Source organism: Serratia sp. J2 (genome assembly GCF_046269175.1).
Lineage (GTDB): Bacteria > Pseudomonadota > Gammaproteobacteria > Enterobacterales > Enterobacteriaceae > Chania > Chania fonticola_C.
In genome coordinates this window covers 104,141-116,180 of the sequence record NZ_JBKABN010000015.1, presented here as the reverse complement: position 1 = coordinate 116,180, position 12,040 = coordinate 104,141, and the positions used below count along the sequence as shown (strand labels likewise).

Here is a 12,040-nt window from a genome sequence, read left to right as displayed (position 1 = left end):
GTTAGTCTAGTTAATCTGCCGTAGTGGAAAATAGCGTTGTGTGCGCATGTACGCGAAAACGTAATAAGTATGGTGGGAGCCCTTGTTGAAAAATATTGCGTAATATTTGCGGTGACTGAGTGTTCGTTGAGCTTTCTTATATCGTGAAGAAAAATAACGCCAAAAATATAATGTTAAACCATAACTGGCAGTGATATTTAATGTTGGGTATATTGATGGTCTTGCGAAAATTCCGATGTCATATAGGGACGTTGGCGATAGTATTAAGGTTAGGCTGTAGCATAAGCGATACTTCGTTGGCGATCAGGTATTTCTAACGAGCTTCTTAATTTGCATCTAGAAAAAAGAGTTACGCCTTGAATTGGAAACTGGAAGTCATGAGTGTGTGTTATAGCGGAACGATCAGCACGTCAATGCTGCTGCTATTGATAAAGCGTGCGGCAGAGCAGGCTACCTTATTCATCATGCTATCGCTATGGTTGCCGCAGATGACCAGATCAAAGGGTTGCTTCTGGTTGGCGTAGGTCAGGCAGTCACCCAACTCGCCGTGAATGATCCGCGTTGCGATATTGGGATAGTTTGCCCGTAGGCACAGCTCTTCCATAAACAGCAGCGTCTCTTCCTCCATCAACGCACGTAGGTCGCCCAGCATGGGGGCGGGGAAAATCTCTGTATTGGCAATGATACTGACTAGCGTGATTTTTCCATCACAGGGGCGCACGATGGAGACGGCTTTCTCTACCAGCCTCTGGCTGTCCGCTGCGACCGCCACCGTAACCAGCACGTTGCGATATCCCATGTTCTACTCCCGTTGCCTGAGTGTGTGTGCTAAAAGGGTAGAGCAATGCCTGCGCAATAAATGTGGTTTGTATCACGCGCAACGCTAAATCTCAGGGCAAGGAAGAGATTCCGCCATAAAAGATAAAAAGATGCGCGCATAACGATCTGGGGGATTAAAGCACCTGCGCCCAGAGTGACTTTGGCACTTTACCCAAGTCGAACAGTTTGCCAGAGACCAGTTCCGCACGGCGATGATCCGCAGCACGGTACATGTTGCTCATTTCATTGTCATCCGTCAGTGAGTAATTCAGCTTGTCGTAGACTTTTTCCAGGCTGTCCAGGCTGGAACATTTGCGAAACGTCATCAGATAATCGATGGTACTTGTCATAGTTGAAGCATAGCCTATTAATAGTATTAAAGCGGAAAGAGAATCTCACATGTTCGCAGAAATCGCGATAAGATGAAGAGATGTCGCCAGGCAAAATAAAAGAAAAGTGAGTAAATGGAACTCGCGTAGCCAAAATACCCTTGCCAGGGGGGAGGCACTACCGAATGATAATATGTGCCGAGCGTCTGGGCAATATATCTCGACAGATAAACTATCAATTAGGGGGAATCTTACCTTATTGGCTCTGGGGGAAAGTTTGCCAGCATAGCTCTGCGCTTCTTTGGCTATGGCAAAGCAAATGATAACGGGAGTGGTTTTGGCGGCAACGCCGTAAAGTGGATACTCGATGTATTTGCATGGTAAACATTCAAAAATTTTGCTGAAGAGATGTCCGGCTCAAGCATAATCTCTCCAACGCTGAAAAAATAGCCAAAAAATAAAGCATGGATGACCTAATGCACTTTTTGAACGACGTCACTGGGATTAGGAATTTTCCATATAATAGTTCGGATGCCCTAAATAATAATTAAAGTGCTAAGTAAAAATTAATTTGCTGCTTTCCTTACTGACCAAGGCGAGTTGACATTAATTTTTTGACTCGCCCCTAACGACGTTCTTCCCGCCCCCCTCACTACGAAACACATTGTTACTTCTATTAACTTGTTAAGCCCATAATACTGCGCCTTTTAACCACAGGATCTGCTCTGTCGAAAATTGAAACAGCCACCCAAGTTAAATCTGACTTTTCAGTCGAGGGGAGGATAGTGGGTAATTTTATTCATAAGGAACTGGTTTTAAATGATAAACAGAATTTTAATCTGCCATGGTGGCGGGGTGGCAGATTTTTTCTCTGCGATTTGGCTTTAGTTAAGCTTTTGTTCGAATTGATCTAAAAATTGGTGTTTTTAGGCTATAAAAGCTGGTTTTTAAGACCTTTTCTTACTTTAGTGTGTTTATTGCACAGCTCAGAGGTTAATAAATGGTCACATTTTGGCCTTTTTAAGCTGGATATTTTTTATTTTTGTGATGTGTGTCACATTGTTTTTAAAATTGCGTGTCACTTACGTTGTGTGGGCTAAGTGATCAGGGGTAGAGTTGCGCTGTTATTAAGATTAATCTTATTATTTTTGTAAAAATAGTCTTACGAAAAACACACTTTTGAAGCAGGATGCTGTATATCCATACATGTGATTACATGTATATCAAATACTGAGTAACAACCCGAAATGTGTATAGTCGCGCAGTTATCGCGGCTGGCGTACAGGGATTTGTTTGCCAACTTTGGGAATGAACCCAAGTCATGGGCGATAATTTATCACCCAGCGTATGTTTTTAAACATAGTCTGTCGGGATGGGAATATGGGTACGTCTGAACTACTTAAACATATTTATGACATTAACTTGTCATATTTGCTTCTGGCACAGCGTCTGATTAACGATGAAAAAGCGTCGGCAATGTTTCGTCTGGGTATTGATAACTCGATGGCGGATGCGCTGTCGCAGCTCACGTTGCCACAAATGGTAAAACTGGCAGAAACTAATCAACTGGTTTGCCACTTCCGTTTCGACGACCACAATACTATCGAGCGTCTGACGAAAGAATCCCGCGTGGACGATCTGCAACAGATCCACACCGGCATTTTGCTATCGAGCCATTTACTCAAAGAACTATCGGGTAAAGGCGGTAGTGTGACGAAGAAAAGAGCCTGATGATGAGTGAGAAAAGTATTGTTCAGGAAGCCAAGGACATTCAACTCGCCATGGAACTGATCACGCTGGGCGCGCGTTTGCAGATGTTGGAGAGCGAAACGCAGCTTAGCCGTGGGCGATTGATCAAACTGTACAAAGAATTACGCGGCAGTCCGCCGCCCAAAGGCATGCTGCCATTCTCGACCGACTGGTTCATGACCTGGGAGCAAAACATCCACTCGTCGATGTTTTTCAATGCTTATCAGTTCCTGCTCAAATGCGGTCAGTGCCACGGGGTTGAAGCCGTGGTCAAAGCCTATCGACTGTATTTGGAACAGTGTCCGCAGCAGCCAGGCGAACCCCCGTTGCTGGCGCTGACTCGGGCCTGGACGCTGGTGCGTTTTGTCGACAGCGGTATGTTACAGCTTTCCGCTTGCAGTTGCTGTGGTGGGACGTTTATCACCCATGCGCACCAGCCGCTTAACAGTTTTGTCTGCAGTTTATGCCAACCCCCATCCCGCGCAGTAAAAAGACGTAAACTTTCTCCGCAACTGGCCGATATTATTCCACAACTGCTGGACGAGCAGGTTAAACGCGTGGTCTGAGCCTGTTTGCAGGCTAAGCAACAAGACAGACTGGTGAAACTCAAGGGCTCGGTACTCCGAGCCCTTTGGTGCGGCCCGTGCTGTAGCCGAATTTCATCCGCGTTGACTCACCTTCCATCCACATTGTGAATTTAAGGAATACGTGTGCTAGTTATTTTGGGTTATCTCGTGGTTCTGGGAACCGTGTTTGGCGGCTATATGATTGTCGGGGGGCACCTCGGTGCGCTCTATCAGCCTGCCGAATTTTTGATCATCGGGGGGGCCGGTGTGGGGGCCTTTATCGTCGGCAACAACGGTAAAGCGATCAAATCCACGCTGCGCGCTCTTCCCAAGCTGATGCGCCGCTCAAAATACAACAAAGAACTGTATATGGATCTGATGGCGCTGCTGTATCGGCTAATGGCCAAATCCCGCCAGCAGGGCATGTTGTCGCTTGAGTTTGATATCGATAATCCGCAGGAAAGCGAAATTTTCTCTAATTATCCGCGCATTCTTGCCGATAACCATTTGGTGGAATTTATTACCGACTACTTGCGGCTCATGGTGAGCGGCAATATGAACGCCTTTGAGATCGAAGCGTTGATGGATGAAGAGATCGAAACCTTCGAACAGGAGAGCGAGGTACCCGCTGGGAGCCTGGCGATGGTCGGCGATTCGTTGCCGGCTTTCGGCATCGTGGCCGCCGTGATGGGGGTAGTGCACGCGCTTGCTTCGGCTGACCGGCCTGCGGCGGAATTGGGGGCACTGATCGCTAATGCGATGGTGGGCACCTTCCTCGGCATTCTGTTGGCCTATGGGTTCATCTCGCCGCTGGCCACGTTGCTGCGCCAGAAGAGTGCCGAAACCACCAAGATGATGCAGTGCATCAAGGTCACCTTACTGTCGAGTTTGAATGGTTATGCTCCACAGATCGCGGTCGAGTTTGGCCGTAAAACGTTGTACACCACGGAGCGCCCCTCCTTCGTTGAGTTGGAAGAGCATGTGCGTAAGGTGAAAGCTCCGGCACAGCAGGCGACGGAAGAGCAGGACGCATGAAACAGAATCACCCGGTTATTCTGGTCAGAAAACGCAAAGCCCATCATGCCGGTCATCACGGCGGCTCCTGGAAGATTGCCTATGCCGATTTTATGACGGCGATGATGGCATTTTTTCTGGTGATGTGGTTGCTGGCGATTGCCAGCCCGCAGGAGTTGACGCAGATAGCCGAATATTTCCGTACCCCATTGAAGGTGGCGCTAACCAGCGGCGACAAGAGCAGCTCGGAAAGCAGCCCAATCCCAGGCGGTGGGGACGACCCAACCCAGCAGCAAGGGTTGGTCAAAAAGCAGATGGATTCACCGGAAAAGCGTGCGGAAGAGCTGCGCCTGAACAAGCTGCGCGAGAAACTCGATGAGCTGATTGAGTCGGACCCGCGCCTGAAAGCGCTGCGGCCACATTTGCTGATCAACATGATGGACGAAGGATTACGCATTCAAATTATCGATAGCCAGAACCGGCCTATGTTCAAGACCGGTAGCGCACAGGTGGAAAGCTATATGCGCGATATCCTGCGCGGGATAGCGCCGATCCTCAATGGATTGTCTAACAAAATCAGCCTGTCGGGCCATACCGACGATCTGCCTTATGCTACCGGTGAGCGTTATTACAGCAACTGGGAACTGTCCGCCGATCGTGCCAATGCCTCACGGCGTGAACTGATCGCCGGTGGTTTGGCCGAAGGCAAAGTATTGCGGGTGGTTGGGATGGCCTCGACCATGAACCTGAAACAGCACGGCGGTGATGATGCCGTTAACCGGCGGATCACCATTCTGGTGCTGAACAAAGCAACCCAGCAGGGGATAGAACACGAGAATGCGGAGAGCAGCGCTACGGAAATCGACCAGCCGGAAGGCCTGAAGCAGCTGGCTCCGCAGGCGACGGCACCGGCTATAGCGACACCAGAGTTACCGCCGTCGTCACCTGCTCCAACCGCCGAACTGCCGGCAACGCAGGGGACGTCAGAGCAACCTCCGGCAGCGGTGAAAGCCGCAGACACCGGGCCGACAGCGGCTATTCCGGCGGCACCTTCCGCCACTTCACCGACTAACAGCGACTCACAGCAGAGGTGACCCCGTGAGCATGGACATTAGCGCTTTTTATCAGACCTTTTTTGATGAGGCAGACGAGCTGCTGGCCGATATGGAGCAACATCTGTTGGAGCTGGACCCGCTGGCCCCGGATATTGAAACACTGAACGCGATTTTCCGCGCTGCCCATTCGATCAAGGGTGGGGCGGCCACCTTCGGCTTTAGCGTTCTGCAGGAAACTACCCACCTGCTGGAGAATTTGCTGGACGGTGCCCGGCGTCAGGAAATGAGCCTGAGCACTGAAATTATCAACCTGTTTCTGGAAACCAAAGACATTATGCAGGAGCAACTGGACGCCTATAAAACGTCGCAACAGCCTGATAGCGAGAGCTTTGAGTATATTTGTCAGGCATTGCGGCAGTTGGCTTTGGAAGCGCAACAGCAGGATGCTCCTGCGGCGGCGGTAACGGTAACCTCACCGGTGGTTCATGCCGCTGCTCCGGCCGCGATCGAAGGCGGGATGCGGATCAGCCTGAGCGGCCTGAAGCCAAATGAAATTCCTCTGATGCTGGAAGAGTTGGGCAATTTGGGCGAGGTGGAAAACCCGCAGCAGACCGAGAGCAGCCTGGAGGTGACTTTACTGACTTCTGCCAGTGAGGAGGATATCAGCGCGGTGCTGTGCTTTGTGTTGGAACCGGAGCAGATTGCCTTTTCCACACCGCCGAAGGCCGTGGCGAAAGTTAGCACGCCGGAACCCGTGGCCGTTGCTACACCCACCGCGCCTGCTCCGGCGGCAGAAGCGCCGAAGCCCAAAGCCAAGGCTAGCGAGTCCACTAGCATCCGCGTGGCGGTAGAAAAGGTCGATCAACTGATCAACCTGGTGGGTGAGTTGGTGATCACTCAGTCGATGTTGGCCCAGCGTTCAGGCTCCCTGGATCCGGTCAACCACGGCGATCTGCTTAACAGCATGAGCCAGTTGGAGCGTAACGCTCGCGACCTGCAAGAGTCGGTGATGTCGATCCGCATGATGCCGATGGAGTACGTTTTCAGCCGTTTCCCACGTCTGGTGCGCGATCTGGCCAGTAAGCTGGACAAGCAGGTGGAGTTGACGCTACGGGGCAGCTCTACCGAACTGGACAAGAGCCTGATTGAACGCATTATCGATCCGTTGACACATCTGGTGCGCAACAGCCTGGATCACGGTATTGAAGAACCTGCTGCGCGCCTGGCCGCCGGTAAGGCCGAAGTCGGTAATCTGATCCTGTCCGCCGAACATCAGGGCGGCAATATCTGCATTGAAGTCACCGATGACGGTGCTGGTCTCAACCGCCAGAAAATTCTCGCCAAGGCTGCCTCACAGGGGCTGGCGGTGAGTGACAACATGAGCGATGAAGAGGTCGGCATGTTGATCTTTGCCCCGGGTTTCTCCACCGCTGAGCAGGTGACCGACGTCTCCGGGCGCGGAGTGGGCATGGACGTGGTGAAGCGAAATATTCAGGAGATGGGGGGCCATGTCGAAATCCATTTCCAGGCCGGGAAAGGCACCTCAATCCGCATTTTACTGCCGCTGACGCTGGCCATTCTTGACGGCATGTCGGTCAAGGTGAATGAGGAAGTGTTCATTCTGCCATTGAATGCCGTGATGGAGTCATTGCAACCGCAGGCCGAGGATTTGCATCCGCTGGCCGGTGGGGAGCGTGTGCTTCAGGTTCGCGGCGAATATCTACCGTTGGTTGAGCTGTATAGGGTGTTTGAGGTTGACGGAGCCAAAACCGAAGCCACCCAGGGTATCGTGGTGATTTTGCAAAGTGCAGGCCGTCGCTATGCGCTGCTGGTCGATCAGTTGATCGGTCAGCACCAGGTGGTGGTGAAAAATCTGGAAAGCAATTATCGCAAGGTGCCGGGGATTTCCGCCGCAACCATTCTGGGGGATGGCAGCGTGGCGCTGATTGTAGATGTATCGGCGCTGCAAACGCTGAACCGGGAAAAGCGTCTGACGGACGCTGCCGCATAATTATTAACCGACTGATTTAAAGGTGATCGAAATGGCAGGACTGGCAGCCGTCAGCAAACTGGCGGGCGAAACGGTAGGTCAGGAGTTCCTGATTTTTACCTTGGGTAACGAAGAGTATGGCATTGATATCCTCAAGGTTCAGGAGATCCGCGGTTACGATCAGGTAACGCGTATCGCCAATACCCCGGCGTTTATCAAGGGCGTGACCAATCTGCGTGGGGTGATCGTGCCGATTATCGATCTGCGCGTGAAGTTTGCCCAGCAGGACGTCTCTTATGATGAAAACACCGTGGTGATCGTGCTGAACTTTGGCCAGCGGGTGGTGGGGATCGTGGTGGATGGCGTGTCTGATGTGCTGTCGTTAACGGCGGATCAGATCCGCCCGGCCCCCGAGTTTGCGGTCACGCTGGCAACGGAATATCTCACCGGTCTGGGATCGCTCGGTGAACGTATGCTGATCCTGGTGGATATCGAAAAGCTGCTGAGCAGCGAAGAGATGTCGCTGGTAGACAACGTAGCAAAAAGCGCCTGATTGTCTTAAATGCACCGCTGATTGACTAAGTTGCTGTGTGTGATGGTGTAACTGGTGAGGCGTATTGGCGTCAGTTCCCCTCACCCCAACCCTCTCCCACAGGGAGAGGGAGCTGGTACGGCGCTGTGTTCAGGTGCAGAAGCTAATCTGTAAAACGTGCGATATTGGCTGTAGTTAATCAGTCGCACGTTCTGTTCCTTCTTCCACAGGGAGAGGGCGCTGGTATGGCGCTGTGTTCAGGTGCAGAAGCTAATCTGTAAAACGTGCGACATTGGCTGTAGTTAATCAGTGGTACTTTCGTTTCCTTTGCCCTTTGGGAAAGCTGTGATCGGGATGACGTGAAGGACGCATACGGTACTAATCAGTTGCACGTTCTGTTCCCTCTCCCTGTGGGAGAGGGTTAGGGTGAGGGGCCATCCCTTCGCCGAGCTAAAATCTTACCCCCCGCACAATACAAAAAAATAGTTACAGATTTTTCTTAAAGTTCTCTTCTGCCACGCCGATAACCCAGACAGTTAACGTACACAGCGCTTGTCTGTGCGGGCTTCCAAGAAGGGTAAAAATGTTTAATCGTATGAAGGTGGTCACCAGCTTATTGCTGGTGCTAGTGTTATTCGGTGCCTTGCAGCTGGTTTCCGGTGGGCTGTTTTTCACTTCGCTGAAAGATAACAAAGAAAATTTTACCGTACTGCAAACTATCCGACAGCAGCAGTCTGAACTGAATGAAAGCTGGGTAAACCTGCTGCAAACCCGCAATACCCTCAATCGTGCCGGTATCCGCTACATGATGGACCTCAATAAAGCGGGCACCGGTGCCACCGTTGATGAACTGCTGGTCTCGGCGAAAAACACCTTGAGCATGGCGGAACAGCACTACGCTGCCTATGAGAAAATCCCTCTGGATGCTCGCCAGGATGCCGCAGCGGCAGATGAACTCAAGCAGCGTTATACCACTTTGCACACTGCACTGTCGGAACTGATCCCGCTGTTGGGTGACGGCAAGCTGGATGCCTTCTTTGAACAGCCCACTCAGCGTTATCAGACTGAATTTGAACAGCTCTATAACCGCTACCTGACTCAGAACGACAAGCTATACCAGATCGCGGTCGAAGATGGCGACAGCTCTTTCGAATTCGCCGTTTGGACTCTGGGCGTGGTGCTGGTACTGGTGGTTACGGTGATCGCTATGGTCTGGTTCGGCATCCACCATATTCTGGTGCGCCCACTCAACCGTATGATTGAGCACATCAAACTGATCGCCGCAGGCGATCTGACTCACCAGATCGACGTCAATAGCCGCAACGAAATGGGCGTGTTGGCAGCCAGCCTCCGGCATATGCAAGGCGAACTGATCGACACCGTCAGCGGCGTGCGTCAGGGGGCCGATGCCATCTACAGCGGTGCTTCCGAGATTGCAGCAGGTAACAACGATCTCTCTTCCCGTACCGAACAGCAGGCCGCCTCGTTGGAAGAAACCGCCGCCAGCATGGAGCAGTTGACCGCGACGGTGAAACAGAACGCCGAAAATGCCCGTCAGGCCAGCCAACTGGCGTTGAGCGCCTCAGAAACCGCGCAGAAAGGCGGCAAAGTGGTCGCCAACGTAGTGCAAACCATGCACGACATCGCTGGCAGCTCGCAGAAAATTGCCGATATCACCAGCGTGATCGATGGCATCGCCTTCCAGACCAATATCCTGGCGCTGAATGCGGCAGTAGAAGCTGCTCGTGCCGGTGAACAGGGCCGTGGCTTTGCCGTGGTGGCCGGTGAGGTACGTAACCTGGCAAGCCGCAGCGCGCAGGCAGCCAAAGAGATCAAAGGCCTGATTGAAGACTCGGTTAGCCGTGTTGATATGGGCTCGGTGCTGGTGGAAAGCGCCGGTGAAACCATGGGCGATATCGTCAATGCCGTCACCCGCGTTACCGATATCATGGGTGAAATCGCTTCGGCCTCCGACGAACAAAGCCGTGGTATCGATCAGGTTGGCCAGGCGGTAGCAGAAATGGATCGTGTCACCCAACAAAACGCCTCTTTGGTTGAAGAATCGGCCTCTGCGGCGGCAGCTCTGGAAGAGCAGGCCAGCCGCCTGACCCAGTCCGTTGCGGTATTCCGACTGAAAGCGGAAGGCCAAAACGAGTTCAAGTCATCCGCCAACAGTAAAGTCGTTACCCCGGTAATCAATCATAAAAAAATGAGCGCCAGCGATCCGCAGGAGAACTGGGAAACGTTCTAACCGGCATTGGGCTGCGTTCTTCCGTGAAGGCGTGGCCCTTTTTTCCGTCCTAAGCCGTGTTAACCCGCGGCTACCTGGAGGTTTATCGTGTTTAACCGAGTCCGTATCTCTACCAGTCTGTTTTTATTACTGCTGACCTTTTGCCTGATGCAACTGGTTAGCACCGGCTTGTCGTATACCGCTTCCCGCTCCGATAACCAAAATCTTAATCTGATTAGTCTGGGTAGCCAGCAGCGTGATGCTCTCAGCCTGAGCTGGGTTTCCCTGCTACAGGCGCGCAACACCTTGAACCGGGCCGGCACCCGTGCAGCGTTGAAATTGCCGCAAGAGCAGGTCGATGCTCTGATGGGCAACGCCCGCAGTTCGTTGCAGAAAGCCGATCTCTATTTTAATCAGTTCCTGGCCGTTTCCCGTAACAGCGACCAGGAGCAGCAACTGACAGAAACCACACAAGCCAGCTATGAGCGGCTACGCGGTGCGTTGCGTGAGTTAGTCGTCTTCCTGGAAGGTGGCAACCTGCAGGGCTTTATGGATCAACCCACGCAGAAAATGCAGGACCTGTTCGAAGCCGACTTCGTCCAGTACCTGCAACTGGTCAACGAAAATATCGCCCAGGCCAATGCGGCCAACCAGCGTTCCTTCACGCTGGCCGGTTGGCTGGTGTGCGGCGCAGTGCTGATGCTGATCCTGGTGACCGCCAGCGCCATGTGGTGGTTGCGCAATATGCTGGTTCAGCCGCTGAATATTATGCGCAGCCACTTTGACCGTATCGCCGACGGCGATCTGGCCGCGCCGATCCAGGTGTATGGCCGCAACGAGATCAGCCAGCTGTTTGCCAGCCTGCACCGCATGCAGAACTCGTTGATTGGCACAGTGGGTGCGGTGCGCGAAGGTGCCGAGTCGATCCTGATCGGGCTACAGGAGATTTCGGAAGGTAATAACGATCTCTCTTCCCGCACCGAACAGCAGGCCGCGTCGCTGGAGGAATCTGCCGCCAGTATGGAGCAGTTAACCGCCACGGTGAAACAGAATGCCGACAACGCCCGCCAGGCCTCAAAGCTGGCGCGCGATGCCTCAGCCACCGCGGCCAAAGGCGGGGAAATGGCCGACGATGTGGTGACCACCATGCACGATATTGCCAGCAGCTCGCAGAAAATTGGCGCCATTACCAGCGTGATCGACGGCATTGCCTTCCAGACCAATATCCTGGCATTGAACGCGGCGGTTGAAGCGGCGCGGGCGGGTGAACAAGGGCGGGGCTTTGCCGTGGTGGCGGCAGAGGTACGCAATCTGGCACAGCGTAGCGCCCAGGCAGCCAAAGAAATCAAAGTGCTGATCGATGAATCGGTCGGCCGTGTTAAGCAAGGGTCGGTGTTGGTCGAAAACTCCGGTGCCACGATGAAGGATATCGTGCGTTCGGTGACCCGCGTTACCGACATCATGGGCGAGATCTCCTCGGCTTCCGATGAGCAAAGCCGCGGTATCGAGCAGGTCACTCAGGCCGTGACCCAGATGGATCAGGTGACGCAACAGAACGCCGCGCTGGTGGAACAAGCGGCCTCTGCGGCGGCGGCATTGGAAGAGCAGGCTATTACGCTGGCCGATGCGGTAGCGGTATTCCGCCTGGCGGACGACAACATCACCTTATCAGAAAGTCTTAACAACGGAGTTTTATCAGTGGCAAAGGAAGCAACTAGTGTCGAATTGTATGGCAAGTAACAACCCATTGGGTGAA

At 52.8% G+C, this 12,040-nt stretch carries 10 protein-coding genes; 8 read left to right on the top strand and 2 right to left on the bottom strand.

Going from position 1 to position 12,040, the window contains the following annotated elements:
- Positions 1 to 388 precede the first annotated feature (388 nt).
- Both uspC and ydgT read right to left on the bottom strand, forming a co-directional pair.
- Positions 389 to 799 (bottom strand): universal stress protein UspC, encoded by a 411-nt coding sequence (gene uspC, locus ACKWMY_RS16575; RefSeq protein WP_024528919.1) that lies wholly within the window; start codon positions 797 to 799, stop codon positions 389 to 391.
- A 154-nt stretch (positions 800 to 953) separates the two neighbouring features.
- Entirely contained in the window at positions 954 to 1,169 is a 216-nt protein-coding gene (gene ydgT, locus ACKWMY_RS16570; protein WP_021180917.1) for a transcription modulator YdgT, read from the bottom strand.
- Positions 1,170 to 2,528: 1,359 nt separating this feature from the next.
- Between ydgT and flhD the strand changes: the two genes are divergently transcribed.
- The 8 genes from flhD to ACKWMY_RS16530 all read left to right on the top strand — a co-directional run bounded on the left by flhD (position 2,529) and on the right by ACKWMY_RS16530 (position 12,024).
- On the top strand, positions 2,529 to 2,879 hold the full coding sequence (gene flhD, locus ACKWMY_RS16565; protein WP_024528918.1) for a flagellar transcriptional regulator FlhD: 351 nt from the start codon (positions 2,529 to 2,531) through the stop codon (positions 2,877 to 2,879).
- Positions 2,879 to 3,463 carry a flagellar transcriptional regulator FlhC gene (flhC, locus tag ACKWMY_RS16560; protein ID WP_152529929.1) on the top strand — a complete coding sequence of 195 codons (585 nt, stop codon included), beginning with the start codon at positions 2,879 to 2,881 and terminating at the stop codon, positions 3,461 to 3,463. Before flhD ends, flhC begins: the two co-directional genes overlap by 1 nt.
- A gap of 144 nt (positions 3,464 to 3,607) precedes the next feature.
- Positions 3,608 to 4,498, top strand: a complete 891-nt coding sequence (gene motA / locus ACKWMY_RS16555; protein WP_024528916.1) for a flagellar motor stator protein MotA — start codon at positions 3,608 to 3,610, stop codon at positions 4,496 to 4,498.
- Positions 4,495 to 5,571: a flagellar motor protein MotB gene (motB, locus tag ACKWMY_RS16550; protein ID WP_024528915.1), complete on the top strand. Its 1,077-nt coding sequence runs from the start codon at positions 4,495 to 4,497 to the stop codon at positions 5,569 to 5,571. The genes motA and motB overlap by 4 nt, the downstream gene beginning before the upstream one ends.
- A 4-nt stretch (positions 5,572 to 5,575) precedes the next feature.
- Positions 5,576 to 7,543 carry a chemotaxis protein CheA gene (cheA, locus tag ACKWMY_RS16545; RefSeq protein ID WP_024528914.1) on the top strand — a complete coding sequence of 656 codons (1,968 nt, stop codon included), beginning with the start codon at positions 5,576 to 5,578 and terminating at the stop codon, positions 7,541 to 7,543.
- A gap of 31 nt (positions 7,544 to 7,574) precedes the next feature.
- The gene (gene cheW / locus ACKWMY_RS16540) at positions 7,575 to 8,075 is read left to right on the top strand and encodes a chemotaxis protein CheW (RefSeq protein ID WP_024528913.1); all 501 of its coding nucleotides are present in this window, start codon (positions 7,575 to 7,577) and stop codon (positions 8,073 to 8,075) included.
- A gap of 562 nt (positions 8,076 to 8,637) precedes the next feature.
- Positions 8,638 to 10,305, top strand: coding sequence for a methyl-accepting chemotaxis protein (locus tag ACKWMY_RS16535; protein ID WP_409486628.1), 1,668 nt, complete (start codon positions 8,638 to 8,640; stop codon positions 10,303 to 10,305).
- Between the two features lie 87 nt (positions 10,306 to 10,392).
- On the top strand, positions 10,393 to 12,024 hold the full coding sequence (locus ACKWMY_RS16530; RefSeq protein WP_074031590.1) for a methyl-accepting chemotaxis protein: 1,632 nt from the start codon (positions 10,393 to 10,395) through the stop codon (positions 12,022 to 12,024).
- Positions 12,025 to 12,040 lie beyond the last annotated feature (16 nt).

Excerpts from the sequence above, each read along its gene's own strand:
- flhC (WP_152529929.1), top strand. The coding sequence starts at position 2,879 with ATGATGAGTGAGAAAAGTATTGTTCAGGAAGCCAAGGACATTCAACTC.
- ACKWMY_RS16535 (WP_409486628.1), top strand. The coding sequence starts at position 8,638 with ATGTTTAATCGTATGAAGGTGGTCACCAGCTTATTGCTGGTGCTAGTG.
- uspC (WP_024528919.1), bottom strand. The coding sequence starts at position 799 with ATGGGATATCGCAACGTGCTGGTTACGGTGGCGGTCGCAGCGGACAGC.
- cheW (WP_024528913.1), top strand. The coding sequence starts at position 7,575 with ATGGCAGGACTGGCAGCCGTCAGCAAACTGGCGGGCGAAACGGTAGGT.
- motB (WP_024528915.1), top strand. The coding sequence starts at position 4,495 with ATGAAACAGAATCACCCGGTTATTCTGGTCAGAAAACGCAAAGCCCAT.
- ydgT (WP_021180917.1), bottom strand. The coding sequence starts at position 1,169 with ATGACAAGTACCATCGATTATCTGATGACGTTTCGCAAATGTTCCAGC.
- flhD (WP_024528918.1), top strand. The coding sequence starts at position 2,529 with ATGGGTACGTCTGAACTACTTAAACATATTTATGACATTAACTTGTCA.